We start from the raw sequence: 14,758 nt of genomic DNA on the forward strand, positions 1-14,758 counted from the left end.
TAGTGTGTTGGTCACGTCAACATGAAGTCTTACGGACAAGGGTTTGAGTAAGTGGTGCCAATCGCTTGGATGTCATTGAGTAATGCTTCACTGAGGTGAACATCGATACTGTCGATATTGGATTTAAGTTGTTCTAGGTTAGTAGCGCCAATAATATTAGAACCCACAAATGGTCGCTGATTGACGAAGGCAAGTGCCATTTGCGAAGGATCCAAACCATGGTCACGAGCTAGATTGACGTATGCTTCTGTTGCTTTCACGCCTTGTGGAGTGAAGTAACGAGCAAAGCGTTCCCAAATAGTGCATCGGGCACCTTCTGGCTTCGCATCGTTGAGGTATTTACCGCTTAAACAACCAAAGGCTAGAGGTGAGTAAGCAAGTAGCTGAACACCTTCATAATGGCTGATTTCAGACAAACCAACTTCAAAGCTGCGGTTCAACAAGTTATATGGGTTTTGGATTGAAACTATTCTAGGCAGATCGTGTTTTTCTGCTAAACGCAGCAGTGACATCACACCCCATGGGGTTTCGTTCGATACACCTATGTAACGTACCTTGCCTGCTTTAACTAGTTCGGTCAGTGCTTCAAGTGTTTCGATCAGTGTGACTTCTTCTTGCTTATCTGGGTAAGGGTAGTTGAGTTGACCAAAGCAGTTGGTTTGGCGTTGTGGCCAGTGCAATTGGTATAGATCGACATAATCGGTTTGTAGACGCTTGAGACTGTCATCGATAGCGGTATGAATATGGCGACGATTCAGACTCATGTTCTCTCGAATATAAGGCACGTTGCGTGGACCAGCGACTTTCGTTGCCAATACCACTTTTTCGCGCTTGCCACTTTTCGCTAACCAATTTCCAATATATTGCTCAGTGAGTCCTTGTGTTTCTGCTTTTGGTGGAACGGGATACATCTCTGCAGTATCAATAAAGTTCACGCCACGGTCGAGGGCGAAGTCGAGTTGTTGAAACGCTTCTTGTTCGGTGTTTTGCTCACCAAACGTCATAGTGCCAAGGCAGATCTTACTGATCTCGAGTGATGAGTGCGGTAGTTTTGTATATTGCATTTCACGTCCTTGAAGAATTACCGACTGAATAAGTCATTCCAATATAGGGGATTTTTAGTCGCTGTCGCAAATGATTTAACTTTCGCTTTGTAGTTAACTCGAAAGTTATCAATACGGTAACTAGACTTAAAAGATCTTGTGAAGGAGGTGCATTATGCAGAAGCATCAACTCGACATGTGGTTGCATGGCCACCACAAAGACTCCTACAAAACACCGAAGGTCTTTGTGATAGGTTGTTCTGATGTCTCTGACTATCTATTAGCAGTGGAGTACAAACACCAACTTGAGCCGATCAAAGATGGCGAAGATCCGATTCACTTTGGATCGTTAGACTTGGTGAAAGAAGAACTGCTTAGGTTGGGGATTGATAAAGCTTATTTAAGACTGCACAACGCGTACGATGAATTTGGTAGCGATGGCGCAGCCTCATATTGTGATATTGAATTGTCACTGGTAACGCATTAGGGGCTGTTGATCTTTTGAGCTGATTTTTGCCGCACTTTGTGGGAAATTTCTACAAGACAAAGGCTTTGAAGCGTAGCTAGCCTACATGAGAAGCCGATAACGCTGTAGAAATGAACCGCAAAAGACCAACAGAACCTAGTTACTCGGATTGAGCGTTGATATAGTGCTTCAGTAGGATCTGCTCAGTAAACTGTGTTCTGAGGTAGAATCCGCGAGGCAGGGTTTTGATCGGTTTACCATTTGAACTGTATGCTTCTGTTAAAGCTTTTGCGTTTGCAGCTTTCGGTCGTAAGTGCAGTGCCTCTCCATGTCTGGCGGAAATTTGATCAAACTTACCTAACACGATCATTTCCATCAGCTCTTCCCAATCGTTTTTTAGGACTAGCTCCTCTTCCTGGTCTGGTGACCAAATCAATGGACTGCCAACTCGTCGCTCTGCTAAAGGAATTTCGCGTTCGCCTTCCACGGGAACCCAAAGTACGCGGGAAAGTTTGTTGCGTACGTGACTGGTTTCCCATGTTAAGCCTTGTACACCAGTCAATGGTGCTACAGAGACAAAAGTGGTTTCTAATGGCTTACCAGAATAACTGATCGGAATGCTTTTTAGTTCGATCCCAAGTTTAGCGAAATCTTGTTGCGGCTTACTACCCGAAGGCGCACCCAAATGCCATTCAAGCAATTGACCAACCCAACCTTTGTCGCGTTTCAAGTTCTCTGGAACGGTCATGCCAGCCTCTTCGGCAAGCTCAGCAAAGCTTAAGCCAGCAATGTCGTGCGCGCGTTCCATCAGTTCAGCTTCGGATTGTGGTTCTGGTTTCATAATGACAAGGTGGTATTGGAAAACATCTAGTCTAACAAATTTGAATAAAATCCTCTGTCTAAGATTTCATCGAGCTGGATTAAGAATGATCAATTCATAACTTATCCACAGATTAGGAAGTGACCAATAGGATCTCTAGCTGAGCTGGATGAATAAACAGGGGTTTAGGTAGCGATTGAGACTTGCTTTTATTGAGATGCCATGAAGTCCTACCTGTCGAATGTGGATAAATAACCGATTGTGCGATCTTTGACCGATCTGTATTTGATGAAAAGATCATCAAGGCAAATAAGATCAATAAATCATCAATATTGCTTTTTATTCCTTTTTAATCATTTAGTTATCTATTTTTGGTTGAGCCTTTATAAATGTCGACAATAATGGTTTTGAACAAAATTCTTTGTTGATAGCGTTTTCTTCACAAAGTTATTCACAGAAAAGGTGAATAAATGTGGGCTATGTCTCAAACTTGTGTTGATAAAACAATGTCTGTTCAAAAGATATCCAAAACGGGGCGAAAGGTAATAAATCTTGCTCATATCACATCAGTAAGTTTGCTAGTAATGGGGATATGTGGAAAAATCACGGTAATAAAAAATTATTCATAGAGGTTAGCCAGTGATAGATGGCGATGGTTACCGACTCAATGTTGGTATTGTGATATGTAATAACCATGGTCAGGTCTTCTGGGCTAAACGATACGGGCAACACTCATGGCAATTTCCACAAGGTGGGATTGACGAAGGTGAAACACCTGAACAAGCCATGTTCAGGGAGTTATATGAAGAAGTCGGTCTGACGAAAAAAGACGTTAAGATCATCGCTACAAGTCGTCATTGGTTAAGATATAAGCTACCAAAGCGATTGGTGCGTTGGGACTCCAAGCCTGTTTGTATCGGCCAAAAACAGAAATGGTTTCTGCTGCGATTAGAGTGCGATGAGTCTCGCATCAATATGCAGCGCGGGAAATCCCCTGAATTTGATGGTTGGCGCTGGGTAAGCTACTGGTATCCAGTTAGGCAAGTTGTTTCTTTCAAGCGTGACGTATACCGTCGAGCAATGAAAGAGTTTGCATCTTTAGCCATGCCTTTTCGAGAGCGTAAGACGAAAGGGAAAAGAAAAAAGCAACGTAGATAGAGGGTTAACATGCTCAGTCAGCTAAGGGAAATAGTTGAGAAAGTCTCCAGAGTCGATGATGTGCATCTGGCACTCGATATATTGGTAAAAGAGACTTGTGCCGCCCTATGCACTGAATGTTGTACTATCTATCTTGCTAACGAAGAAATGCAGCGCCTTGAGTTAATGGCAACTCAAGGCCTTATTTTTGAAGGCGATAGCATCCATATCAACTTCAATGAAGGCTTGGTTGGTTTGGTGAAGCGCAGTGCAGAGCCACTTAACTTAGCAGAAGCTTCCACTCACCCTGATTTCAAATTCTTCCCCCAATTAGGCGAGCAGGTTTACCACTCCTTCCTTGGTACGCCAATCATTCATCGCAAACAAGTACTTGGCGTGTTGGTTATCCAGCAGAAAACACCGCGTTTGTTCAGTGAGATGGAAGAGTCTTTCCTTGTTACCCTATCGGCACAGCTTGCGGTGCTCATTGCCCATGCGCAAAACCTCGGTCATTGGCAACTTGCTTCCAAACCTACGGTGATCAAAGGCCTACCGGCTTCAACTGGGGTAGCGATTGGTGAGTTCTGGTTTGATAATACACAACCAAACTTAAATGATGTGTTTCCTGCGTCAGCGTTAGATAAAGAGCGTGAGCATGAACTTTTAGCGGTTGCAGTAGAGAGGGCATTGAGTGACTTTCGCCGTATGCGGAAAAAGTTCGACAGCGAAATCAATAAAGATGCCTTGGCGATCTTCGACCTTTTTACCCACTTACTTAACGATCCAATGTTGCGTGGTGATCTGAAGAAGCAGATCGAGAAAGGCGACCGAGCAGATTGGGCGTTGCGACAAGTTGTTGAGACCTATTCGAACCGCTTTGCACGTATGTCGGATGTGTACCTGCGTGAACGTGCGCAAGATATTCGTGAATTAGGACAACGCCTGCTCTATTTCTTGCACAATAGCGAGCAAGAACATGCCTCGATCGATCGTCCGGTGATCTTGGTTGCCAATGAACTGACGGCCACGTTATTGGCGTCGATTCCAAAACAACACCTTTTAGCGGTCGTGTCATTGGAAGGTGCAGCGAACTCTCACGCGGCGATTCTTTCAAGGGCATTGGGTGTACCTGCCATCATGGGCGCGAACATTAACACCAGTGTCGTGAATGGCAAGAAGGGGATTGTGGATGGTTACACTGGTGAGATCTATTTAGAACCTAACAGGCAGCTTCTACGCGAGTATCGTAGCCTTGTGAGTGAGGAGTCTGAACTGTTCGCCATGGTGAACAAAGACTTGGCACTGCCAGCCATTACAAAAGACGATTGCCACATTGAAGTGATGCTTAACGCGGGGTTGAGTGCCGATAGCAATATCGCGATCAACTCAGGTGTCGATGGCGTTGGTCTGTATCGAACAGAAATCGCTTTTTTACTTCAGCATCACTTTCCCTCTGAAGATGAGCAGTATCATCAGTACCAAGCAATTCTTAATAGTTATCCGAATCAGCGCGTTGTGATGCGTACCTTGGACATTGGTGGTGATAAGCCATTGCCGTATCTGCCGATTGATGAAGATAATCCGTTCTTGGGCTGGCGCGGTATTCGTTTTACTTTGGATCATCCGGATATCTTTTTGATCCAACTGAGAGCTATGCTAAGGGCGAGTGCTGAAAGCGGCAACTTAAGTATTTTGCTGCCTATGGTTTCGGGAATAAAAGAGCTCGATGACGCGATTACGCTTATCAATCAAGCGTACAGTGAAGTCGTGTTGCTGGATGAGCGAATTCAAGCACCAAAGGTTGGGGTGATGATAGAAGTCCCATCAATGGTGTACTTGTTACCGGCCATTGCTCATCGTGTTGACTTTGTTTCGGTGGGTACTAACGACTTAACGCAATATTTGTTGGCAGTTGATCGGAACAATTCCCGTGTTGCGGATGTCTATGAATCCATGCATCCGGCGGTGTTGTTAGCGTTAAAACAAATTCACGATGTTTGCCACCAGTATCAAGTACCTGTGTGTATTTGTGGTGAGCTAGCAGGTGATCCATTTGGTGCGCTGCTCCTGTTGGGCTTAGGCTACAACAGTTTGAGCATGAACACCTCGAACGTGGCTAAGGTGAAGTATTTGATTCGCCATAGCCAACAAAAAGAACTAGAAAAACTCGTCGAGAAAGCCATGTCATGCTCTTACGGGCAAGAAATCCATCAAATGATGCATGATTTCTTTATCCAGCAAGGCTTTGCCGGCTTTATTCGTGCAGGTAAGAAGTAGGGTAACAGTGACCATCTCTTTATTTATATTATTGCTCGCGCTAGGCGCTTTTGTAGGCGTGATGGCGGGGCTTCTTGGTATCGGAGGCGGGCTGATTGTCGTACCTGCGTTACTATACCTTCTTCCTCTTGCTGGTATCTCTCCTGAAATGAGCATGCATATGGCATTAGCAACGTCATTGGCGAGTATCATTGTCACATCAGGTTCTTCTGCACTGAACCACCTGAAGCTTGGGAATGTCGATATGTTTGTCGTCAAATGGTTGATGCCTGGCGTGGTTATCGGTGGTTTTGTTGGGGCTAATATCGCGGAATGGATCCCGACTCATTACCTACCGAAAGTCTTCGGTGTGATTGTGCTGTGCTTAGCAATACAAATGTTTCGCTCCATCAAGACGAAAAGTGAGAAGCCAATGCCGAGTAGTCCGGTCACTATGATGTACGGAACGGGAATTGGTGTAGTCTCTAGTCTTGCTGGTATTGGCGGTGGTTCTCTGTCGGTGCCTTTCTTAAACAAGCATGGCATTGAAATGCGCAAAGCGGTTGGCTCCTCATCGGTATGCGGTTGTGTCATTGCGATTTCAGGCATGATTGGATTTATCTTGCATGGCTACAAAGTTGAGGGGTTACCTGACTACAGTATTGGCTATGTTTACCTACCAGCTTTAGCGGCGATTGCGATGACGTCGATGCTCACGACGAAAGTCGGCGCTAAAATGGCAACTAACCTTCCGACGGCAGTCTTAAAGAAGATCTTTGCTGTGTTCTTGATGTTTGTTGCAGCGACCATGCTGCTGTAAAGTCCACCTGTTTTATTAGTAATAAGAAGAGAATGAGTTATGTCTCAGGGATACTTAGAATTTCCCAATATTGATCCGGTTTTAGTCTCTATTGGTCCTGTTTCTGTTCGTTGGTACGGTTTGATGTACCTAGTCGGCTTTATGTTCGCACTATGGTTGGCAAATCGTCGCGCAGATAAACCGGGTAGTGGTTGGACGCGTGAACAAGTTTCAGACTTGTTGTTCGCTGGTTTCCTTGGGGTAGTGATTGGTGGTCGAGTTGGCTACGTTATCTTCTACAACTTTGATTTGTTCTTAGCAGACCCCCTATACCTATTTAAAGTTTGGACTGGCGGCATGTCATTCCACGGCGGTTTGTTAGGTGTTATCACGGCAATGTTCTGGTACGCACATAAGAATGGTCGAACTTTCTTCGGTGTGGCTGACTTTGTGGCTCCGCTCGTGCCGTTTGGTCTTGGCATGGGGCGTATGGGTAACTTCATGAACAGTGAACTTTGGGGACGCGTAACAGATGTGCCATGGGCGATCATCTTCCCGAATGGTGGCCCACTGCCTCGTCACCCATCTCAGCTTTATGAGATGTTCCTAGAGGGCATTGTGCTGTTCTTCATTCTGAACTGGTTCATCAAAAAGCCTCGTCCTTTAGGTGCGGTATCAGGGCTATTTTTAGCTGGATATGGTACATTCCGTTTCCTAGTTGAGTTTGTTCGCGAACCGGATGCACAGCTTGGTCTATTTGGTGGTTACATTTCGATGGGACAAATCCTATCGTCACCGATGATCATTCTGGGTGTTCTTATGATGGTTTGGGCGTACAAACGTGGTCTTTACCAAGACAAAGTCCAAGCAGAAACGAAGTAAGGAATTGGTGTGAAACAGTATTTAGATTTGTGTCAGCGTATCGTTGACCAAGGCACTTGGGTTGAAAACGAGCGCACAGGCAAACGCTGCCTAACGGTGATCAACGCAGACTTGACCTACGATGTTGCCAACAACCAATTCCCATTAGTTACGACACGTAAGAGCTTTTGGAAAGCGGCAGTTGCTGAGCTACTTGGCTACATTCGTGGCTACGACAACGCAGAAGATTTCCGTAAGCTAGGTACGAAAACGTGGGATGCGAACGCAAACCTAAATGAAGCATGGCTAAACAACCCGTTCCGCAAAGGTGAAGATGACATGGGACGTGTATATGGCGTTCAAGGTCGTTCATGGGCGAAGCCAGATGGCGGTCATATCGACCAACTGCGTAAGATTGTGGATGATTTAACGCGTGGTGTTGATGACCGTGGTGAAATCCTAAACTTCTACAACCCGGGTGAATTCCACATGGGTTGTTTGCGTCCATGTATGTACAGCCACCACTTCTCACTGTTAGGTGACACGCTCTACTTAAACAGCACGCAACGCTCTTGTGATGTCCCGCTAGGTCTGAATTTCAATATGGTTCAAGTGTATGTGTTCTTGGCAATCATGGCGCAAATCACGGGCAAGAAACCTGGTCTGGCATACCACAAGATTGTTAACGCACACATCTACGAAGATCAGCTTGCACCAATGCGTGACATTCAGTTGAAACGTGAGCCACTAAAAGCCGCAACTTTCCACATCAACCCAGAAATTAAATCGCTAGAAGATTTAGAAACATGGGTAACCTTAGATGACTTCTGGGTAGAAGGTTACGAGCATCACGATCCAATTCAGTACCCGTTCTCAGTTTAACGAGTATGTTGAGTTTTCTAAGCCGCCTGCATGGCGGCTTTTTTACGCCTGAAGGGCGGGGAAAGAAGGGAACGGGCTTCACCCATATAGAATGCTGCGCTTCGAGAGCCGGGAGCGGACTTCGTCGTAAGGAAAGCTTGCGCTTCGAGACGTGAGAGGGAATAAAAGATCTCCCAACTCACTCGTGCCTCGCTCTTGAGGATGACGTTCAATCACTCTGAAATCAAACGGTGTCATTCCCGAAAGCGACGAAGGTGCGTCGTCGGGAATCTCTTTTACCACAGTTTACTGCGTGATTAAGAAATGAGAGCGCTTCTTGCTTCCCCAAAACGAAAAAAGGCTCCACCGAAGTGGAGCCTAAATAAGCGATGGTAATCTTATTATTATGCTGTCAGAGCAAGGATAGAACCTGGTAGTACGATGAATACTGCTAGTAGGTAACCTGCTACAACTGCTTTGTTCTTAATCGCCATTTCTGAAATCACTTCTGCACATTTCACTGGAATCTCACGTAGGAACGGGATACCGAAGATGAACAGTGTCGCCAGAATGTTGAACGTTAGGTGTACTAGTGCAATTTGTAGTGCGAATACTGCGAACTCGCCAGATACCGCTGTTGCTGCTAGTAGAGCCGTGATACATGTACCAATGTTTGCACCAAGAGTGAACGGGTAGATGTCACGTACTTTTAGAACACCTGAGCCTACAAGTGGAACCATTAGACTTGTTGTCGTAGAAGAAGACTGAACAAGAACAGTTACTACTGAGCCCGATACGATACCGTGGATAGGACCACGACCGATTGCGTTCTTAAGGATGTCACGTGCACGACCAACCATTAGGCTCTTCATTAGCTTACCCATAACAGTGATAGCTACGAAGATAGTACCGATACCTAGAGCGATTAGCGCTACGCCACCCATAGTGTCGCCAAATGTTGCTAGTGGCTCTTTGATTGCACTTACTACTGGTTTCGTGATTGGCTTGATGAAATCAAAGCCTTTCATACTCATATCACCTGTGTTTAGTAATGGTGACACCAACCAGTGAGAGATTTTCTCTAGGATGCCGAACATCATTTCCAGTGGTAGGAAGATCAGTACTGCAAGTAAGTTGAAGAAATCGTGGATTGTTGCGCTTGCGAATGCACGTTTGAATTCGTCTTTACAACGAACGTGACCAAGCGAAACCAGTGTATTTGTTACGGTTGTACCGATGTTCGCACCCATTACCATAGGGATAGCGGTTTCTACAGGTAGACCACCTGCAACCAAACCTACAATAATAGAAGTTACGGTACTGGAAGATTGGATCAGTGCCGTAGCCACCAAACCGATCATTAGACCTGCGACTGGGTGAGACGCAAATTCAAAGAGTACTTTAGCTTGATCGCCAGTCGCCCATTTGAAGCCGCTACCAACCATAGATACTGCTAGAAGAAGCAGATACAACATGAATGCCAAGTTAGCCCAGCGTAACCAGCGAGTCGTGCTCGAGATTGGTGCTGCTGTAGAAGTAGCTTGGTTCATCATAATTTTCTCCGTGGACCTTTCAGTTCGTTTATTTGGTCTGTTGTTGAAACTCAGGGCGATGTTAGAGATGAAATATTTCAGTAATATTACAGTTAGGTTTCTATAGAGGATTTTTATTATTCTTTTTGATAGTTATCCGTGAAGAAAATTTCACATCAAATTAAGGTATTGATTATTAAGGGTATTTATTGCTTATAGATCGGCGGGTTTATTTCTGGGTAAGATCAAAAAAGTGCGTTTGGCTTCAAGTTTTATGACAGTGTGAATCTTATATTTTCGGTAAAACCATATGTTTTGTAGCTTTATGTAGGTTTTGTCGAACTTATTGTTTGTCGGTGTCACATTTGATATAAAAAGTGTCATCTTCTTTATAGGGATTGGCTATGTCACATTTAAACTACAACCACCTTTATTACTTCTGGATGGTGTGTAAACAAGGCTCGGTAACAAAAGCAGCAGATGCGTTATTCCTGACGCCTCAAACGGTTACCGGACAAATTAAAGCACTTGAAGACCGTATGAAGGGGAAGTTGACCAAACGGAATGGACGTACAGTTGAACCAACAGAACTTGGGCAGTTAGTTTTTAAGTATGCCGACCGTATGTTTGGTTTGAGCTACGAAATGCTCGATATTGTTAACTATAGCCAACACTCTAATATCCTTTTCGAAGTCGGCGTCGCCGATGCGCTTTCTAAACGTCTTGTCAGCAAAGTCTTGATGACGACAGTTCCTGAAGACAACAGCATTCATTTACGTTGTTATGAATCAACACACGAGTTGCTGTTGGAGCGCTTGTCACAACATAAACTCGATATGATCCTTTCCGATTGCCCAGTAGATTCGACACAAAGCCCGGGTCTGTACAGTAAGAAGTTGGGTGAAAGTAGTATGAGCTTTTTTGCTTCGTCTGAAATCGCAGGAGTGAGCTTTCCTGAAGTCTTAGAGAAGAAAAAGTTGTTGATCCCGGCAAGCCGAACGGCAATGGGTCGTAAAGTATTGCAGTGGTTTGATCGCCAAGGCTTACAACCGGATGTATTGGGTGAGTTTGACGATGTGGCACTCATGAAAGCTTTTGCACGCTACCGCGATGATGTGATCTTTTTGGCTCCAACAGTTTATATGTCGGAGATTGAAGATGACCGAAACTTACAACTGATTGGTCACGTTGAAGACTTAAAAGAAGAGTACTACGTCATTTTTGCGGAACGAATGATACAACATCCAGCGGTTAAGAACGTATGTGATGCAGATTTTAGCCAAATGTTTGAATGAACACGTTCCGTTGCTCAATTAAATAGATTACTATCGATAAAATTATAACTCGAAATTATAAAATTCTGTAACACACAACAAACTGGCCAGGGTTGGGAAAAGTAAGTTGTAGCTAGAGGTCCAACGCATGAATCTACAAGAAATGGAGAAAAACTCCGCCAAGGCTGTCGTGCTGCTCAAGGCGATGGCAAATGAGAGACGCCTACAAATCCTTTGCATGCTGCATAATCAAGAGCTTTCGGTCGGGGAACTTTGCGCAAAACTAGAGTTGAGCCAGTCGGCATTGTCTCAACACTTAGCGTGGCTTCGTCGTGATGAGTTAGTTGCGACAAGAAAAGAAGCACAAACGGTCTACTACACATTGAAGAGCGATGAAGTGAAAGCGCTAATTCAAACACTTCATGGTCTTTATTGTGCAGAAGCAACCGCGTGATGACAGGTCACAAATTAGAAAAGCTGGCAGTGCCAGCTTTTTTATTATCTTGAATTCGAGCTTTGCTGAATTTTAGGTATAAAAAAACCGGCGTTAGCCGGTTTTTTCTTCACTGTAGAATCAATTCTCTATTATAGAGCTTTGATTTGTGCAGTGAAACGAGACTTATGACGAGCTGCTTTATTCTTGTGAATAAGGCCTTTAGTCGCCATACGGTCTAGGATAGGTGTAACTGCAGCGAATGCAGCAGTTGCAGCTTCTTTGTCGCCTGCTTCGATAGCAGCAACAGTTTTCTTCATGTAAGTACGCATCATTGAGCGACGGCTAGCATTGTGCTGACGACGTTTCTCAGCTTGGATAGCGCGCTTCTTAGCAGATTTACTATTTGCCAAGGGTCTAACTCCCAAAAACTTAGTTCTGTGACAATTTAAGGGCGAGGACTATCCCTCATTTGCGCCTAAATGTCAAATGATTTGTGCAAAAACCCATCGAAGCCAAAACAAGTTTTGGTAAGAAAGGTTATCGCGGTTAAGATGGCGGGGATTCTAACAGCATTTTTAGACCATTGCTAATAATTATCCGCTTAGATCTAACAATAACCGGATATATTTTTAACGCCCATTTGTAGCTTTCAAAGGCTTAGAGGAATAGGGTTGGCTATCTTTTGGTGATATTCCGAGGTTACAGTGAGTAAACGACTGCTCAAGTCTGGCATGATCGTCAGTGCCATGACATTAATTTCGCGCGTCCTAGGTTTAGTTCGTGATGTAGTAGTAGCAAACTTGATGGGGGCAGGCGCGAGTGCCGACGTCTTCTTCTTTGCCAATAAAATTCCTAATTTCTTACGCCGTTTGTTTGCTGAAGGCGCATTTTCTCAAGCTTTCGTTCCTGTATTAACTGAAAGTCACGCACAAGGGGACATGGACAAAACTCGTGAGTTGATTGCTCGTGCTGCTGGTACATTGGGTGTGATTGTCTCTATTGTTACCATTCTTGGTGTTCTTGGCTCTGGCGTCGTGACTGCTTTATTTGGTTTTGGTTGGTTTTTAGACTGGATGCATGGTGGTCCCGCGGCTGAGAAGTTTGAACTTGCCAGCGTAATGCTCAAGATTACCTTTCCTTATTTATGGTTCATCACTTTTGTTGCCTTATCGGGAGCCATTCTCAATACACTAGGTAAGTTTGCGGTTTCTTCTTTTACTCCCGTCTTCCTCAATGTGATGATCATTTTGGCGGCGTGGTTTATCTCTCCGCAGATGTCACAACCTGAGATTGGTCTTGCCATTGGTGTTTTTCTTGGTGGGTTGGTTCAGTTCTTATTTCAAATTCCTTTCCTTATTAAAGCGGGAGTTATGGTCAAGCCAAAATGGGGTTGGCGCGATCCGGGGGTGGTGAAGATCCGTACCTTGATGATTCCTGCTTTATTTGGTGTGTCGGTAAGCCAAATCAATCTACTGTTTGACACTTTTATTGCCAGTTTTCTACAAACCGGTTCAATCAGTTGGTTGTACTATTCTGATCGATTGTTGGAATTCCCGTTAGGCCTGTTTGGTATTGCGATAGCGACGGTGATTCTCCCAGCGTTATCACGTAAGCACGTAGATGCTCACAGTGAAGGCTTTGCACACACCATGGATTGGGGTATTCGTATGGTGACCTTACTGGGAATCCCAGCAATGCTTGGTTTAATGGTACTGGCGAAGCCGATGTTAATGGTGCTGTTCATGCGTGGTGAGTTTTCTCCGCAGGATGTGCATCAAGCTTCTCTCTCTTTATTAGCGTATGCTTCTGGCTTGCTTAATTTTATGCTGATCAAAGTTCTTGCTCCGGGTTACTACTCTCGTCAAGACACGAAAACGCCAGTGAAATACGGCATCATTGCGATGCTAACTAACATGGTATTCAATGCGATCTTTGCTTATTTCTATGGCTATGTTGGTCTGGCTATCGCGACTGCGCTCTCTGCTTTTGTAAATATGGCATTACTCTACCGCGGTCTCCATATCGCAGGTGTGTACCAAGTGACCAAACGTACAGTCCTCTTTATTATACGTTTGATGATCGCGGGAGCTGCGATGGTTGCGGCTATTTTGTGGCAGCTAGAAGACATGTCGGTATGGCTAGATTGGAGCTTTGCTCATCGCAGTGGCGTATTAGGAATGCTGATTGCGCTTGGTGCAGGTGTTTACCTAGCCGTCGTGTTTTTACTCGGTGTACGTTTAAAAGACCTAAAAGCTGGGACAGAATAAGGTTGATTGGTATATAATCCGTCAGTTTCACACAGTGCAAAGTAAAAACAGAGGCATAAAGCAGTATCCAATGGAACTGATTAGAGGCATTCACAATATCAAGTCGCACCATCATGGGTGCGTGCTGACTATTGGCAATTTCGATGGCGTGCATAGAGGTCATCAACAAGTATTGCAGCAAGTGTCTGAACAAGCGGAGAAACTTTCGTTACCTTCGGTTGTGATGACCTTTGAACCTCAGCCGATGGAGCTGTTTGCTCGAGATAAGGCACCTGCGAGGTTAACGCGACTGCGTGATAAGTTTGTTCAGCTGAGTAAGCTCGACATCGATCGTCTGCTGTGTGTTAACTTCAATCGTCATTTTGCTGACCTAACGGCGGAAGAGTTTATCCGTGACTTGTTGGTTGGTCGATTGGGTGTTAAGTTTCTTGTCATTGGTGATGATTTCTGTTTCGGCAAAGGTCGAACAGGAAACTTTGCAATGTTACAAGAAGCGGGGAAAAAGTACGGCTTTGAAGTCGTGAGTACCCAAAGCTTTTGTTTACAGCAATTACGAGTGAGTAGCACGGCTATTCGTAAAGCGCTGGCTCGTGATGATTTGCATTCCGCGCAAGAGATGCTGGGAAGAGATTACAGCATCAGCGGTCGTGTTTCTCATGGAAGAAAGCTAGGTCGAACCATTGGGTTCCCTACTGCAAATATTCCTTTGAAACGCTGTGTTTCTCCGGTTTCCGGAGTTTATGTTGTTCAAGCGCTTGGCTTAGGAGATAAGCCAGTTGGCGGTGTCGCTAATATTGGTCAACGACCAACAGTAAATGGTGTTCGCCAGCAGTTAGAAGTACACTTATTCGACTTTCACGCTAATTTATATGGCAAGCAGCTAGAAGTGGAACTTTTGCACAAACTTCGAGATGAGCAAAAGTTTGAGTCGTTTGAAGCACTTAAACAACAAATCGAATTGGATGCTGAAGCAGCAAGGGTGTGGCTGCGTCAGCTTAAGCGTTGA

At 44.7% G+C, this 14,758-nt stretch carries 14 protein-coding genes; 10 read left to right on the plus strand and 4 right to left on the minus strand.

Annotated elements, in window-relative coordinates:
• Window positions 1–29 precede the first annotated feature (29 nt).
• Window positions 30–1,064, minus strand: a complete 1,035-nt coding sequence (locus tag VHA02S_RS09100) for an NADP(H)-dependent aldo-keto reductase (RefSeq protein WP_005447904.1) — start codon at window positions 1,062–1,064, stop codon at window positions 30–32.
• Window positions 1,065–1,218: 154 nt separating this feature from the next.
• Here VHA02S_RS09100 and VHA02S_RS09105 point away from each other — a divergent pair, with 154 nt between their 5' ends.
• The gene (locus tag VHA02S_RS09105; RefSeq protein ID WP_005447906.1) at window positions 1,219–1,530 is read left to right on the plus strand and encodes a DUF6482 family protein; all 312 of its coding nucleotides are present in this window, start codon (window positions 1,219–1,221) and stop codon (window positions 1,528–1,530) included.
• A 139-nt stretch (window positions 1,531–1,669) separates the two neighbouring features.
• On the opposite strand, the gene mutH is transcribed toward VHA02S_RS09105, so the two are convergent.
• Window positions 1,670–2,350 carry a DNA mismatch repair endonuclease MutH gene (gene mutH / locus VHA02S_RS09110; protein WP_005447908.1) on the minus strand — a complete coding sequence of 227 codons (681 nt, stop codon included), beginning with the start codon at window positions 2,348–2,350 and terminating at the stop codon, window positions 1,670–1,672.
• Between the two features lie 618 nt (window positions 2,351–2,968).
• On the opposite strand from mutH, the gene rppH reads away from it, so the two are divergent.
• Genes rppH through VHA02S_RS09135 form a run of 5 tightly spaced genes read left to right on the plus strand, consistent with a single transcriptional unit; the run spans window position 2,969 to window position 8,264 of the window.
• The gene (rppH, locus tag VHA02S_RS09115) at window positions 2,969–3,487 is read left to right on the plus strand and encodes an RNA pyrophosphohydrolase (RefSeq protein ID WP_005434895.1); all 519 of its coding nucleotides are present in this window, start codon (window positions 2,969–2,971) and stop codon (window positions 3,485–3,487) included.
• A 9-nt stretch (window positions 3,488–3,496) separates the two neighbouring features.
• Entirely contained in the window at window positions 3,497–5,743 is a 2,247-nt protein-coding gene (gene ptsP / locus VHA02S_RS09120; RefSeq protein ID WP_017190105.1) for a phosphoenolpyruvate--protein phosphotransferase, read from the plus strand.
• A 7-nt stretch (window positions 5,744–5,750) separates the two neighbouring features.
• On the plus strand, window positions 5,751–6,542 hold the full coding sequence (locus VHA02S_RS09125; RefSeq protein ID WP_005447912.1) for a sulfite exporter TauE/SafE family protein: 792 nt from the start codon (window positions 5,751–5,753) through the stop codon (window positions 6,540–6,542).
• Between the two features lie 39 nt (window positions 6,543–6,581).
• Window positions 6,582–7,403: a prolipoprotein diacylglyceryl transferase gene (lgt, locus tag VHA02S_RS09130; RefSeq protein ID WP_005447915.1), complete on the plus strand. Its 822-nt coding sequence runs from the start codon at window positions 6,582–6,584 to the stop codon at window positions 7,401–7,403.
• Window positions 7,404–7,412: 9 nt separating this feature from the next.
• Window positions 7,413–8,264: a thymidylate synthase gene (locus tag VHA02S_RS09135; protein WP_038899375.1), complete on the plus strand. Its 852-nt coding sequence runs from the start codon at window positions 7,413–7,415 to the stop codon at window positions 8,262–8,264.
• A gap of 383 nt (window positions 8,265–8,647) precedes the next feature.
• Here the strand turns inward: VHA02S_RS09135 and VHA02S_RS09140 are convergent, their stop codons facing one another.
• Window positions 8,648–9,793 carry a Na/Pi symporter gene (locus VHA02S_RS09140; protein ID WP_026000321.1) on the minus strand — a complete coding sequence of 382 codons (1,146 nt, stop codon included), beginning with the start codon at window positions 9,791–9,793 and terminating at the stop codon, window positions 8,648–8,650.
• A gap of 386 nt (window positions 9,794–10,179) precedes the next feature.
• On the opposite strand from VHA02S_RS09140, the gene nhaR reads away from it, so the two are divergent.
• Together nhaR and VHA02S_RS09150 are read left to right on the plus strand one after the other, a co-directional pair.
• The gene (gene nhaR, locus VHA02S_RS09145) at window positions 10,180–11,070 is read left to right on the plus strand and encodes a transcriptional activator NhaR (RefSeq protein WP_005447920.1); all 891 of its coding nucleotides are present in this window, start codon (window positions 10,180–10,182) and stop codon (window positions 11,068–11,070) included.
• Between the two features lie 127 nt (window positions 11,071–11,197).
• Window positions 11,198–11,503 (plus strand): ArsR/SmtB family transcription factor, encoded by a 306-nt coding sequence (locus VHA02S_RS09150; RefSeq protein WP_005447923.1) that lies wholly within the window; start codon window positions 11,198–11,200, stop codon window positions 11,501–11,503.
• Between the two features lie 131 nt (window positions 11,504–11,634).
• Here the strand turns inward: VHA02S_RS09150 and rpsT are convergent, their stop codons facing one another.
• The gene (rpsT, locus tag VHA02S_RS09155) at window positions 11,635–11,895 is read right to left on the minus strand and encodes a 30S ribosomal protein S20 (RefSeq protein ID WP_005447926.1); all 261 of its coding nucleotides are present in this window, start codon (window positions 11,893–11,895) and stop codon (window positions 11,635–11,637) included.
• Window positions 11,896–12,189: 294 nt separating this feature from the next.
• Between rpsT and murJ the strand changes: the two genes are divergently transcribed.
• Entirely contained in the window at window positions 12,190–13,752 is a 1,563-nt protein-coding gene (gene murJ, locus VHA02S_RS09160) for a murein biosynthesis integral membrane protein MurJ (protein ID WP_005447928.1), read from the plus strand.
• A 70-nt stretch (window positions 13,753–13,822) separates the two neighbouring features.
• Window positions 13,823–14,758 (plus strand): bifunctional riboflavin kinase/FAD synthetase, encoded by a 936-nt coding sequence (gene ribF / locus VHA02S_RS09165; RefSeq protein WP_005447930.1) that lies wholly within the window; start codon window positions 13,823–13,825, stop codon window positions 14,756–14,758.

Source organism: Vibrio harveyi NBRC 15634 = ATCC 14126 = KCTC 12724 (genome assembly GCF_001591145.1).
Taxonomy (GTDB): Bacteria; Pseudomonadota; Gammaproteobacteria; order Enterobacterales; family Vibrionaceae; genus Vibrio; species Vibrio harveyi.

What these genes read in the sequence shown, in the direction of transcription:
- VHA02S_RS09100 (WP_005447904.1), bottom strand. Translation starts at nt 1,064, where the DNA reads ATGCAATATACAAAACTACCGCACTCATCACTCGAGATCAGTAAGATC.
- VHA02S_RS09105 (WP_005447906.1), top strand. Translation starts at nt 1,219, where the DNA reads ATGCAGAAGCATCAACTCGACATGTGGTTGCATGGCCACCACAAAGAC.
- mutH (WP_005447908.1), bottom strand. Translation starts at nt 2,350, where the DNA reads ATGAAACCAGAACCACAATCCGAAGCTGAACTGATGGAACGCGCGCAC.
- ptsP (WP_017190105.1), top strand. Translation starts at nt 3,497, where the DNA reads ATGCTCAGTCAGCTAAGGGAAATAGTTGAGAAAGTCTCCAGAGTCGAT.
- lgt (WP_005447915.1), top strand. Translation starts at nt 6,582, where the DNA reads ATGTCTCAGGGATACTTAGAATTTCCCAATATTGATCCGGTTTTAGTC.
- VHA02S_RS09140 (WP_026000321.1), bottom strand. Translation starts at nt 9,793, where the DNA reads ATGAACCAAGCTACTTCTACAGCAGCACCAATCTCGAGCACGACTCGC.
- nhaR (WP_005447920.1), top strand. Translation starts at nt 10,180, where the DNA reads ATGTCACATTTAAACTACAACCACCTTTATTACTTCTGGATGGTGTGT.
- VHA02S_RS09150 (WP_005447923.1), top strand. Translation starts at nt 11,198, where the DNA reads ATGAATCTACAAGAAATGGAGAAAAACTCCGCCAAGGCTGTCGTGCTG.
- ribF (WP_005447930.1), top strand. Translation starts at nt 13,823, where the DNA reads ATGGAACTGATTAGAGGCATTCACAATATCAAGTCGCACCATCATGGG.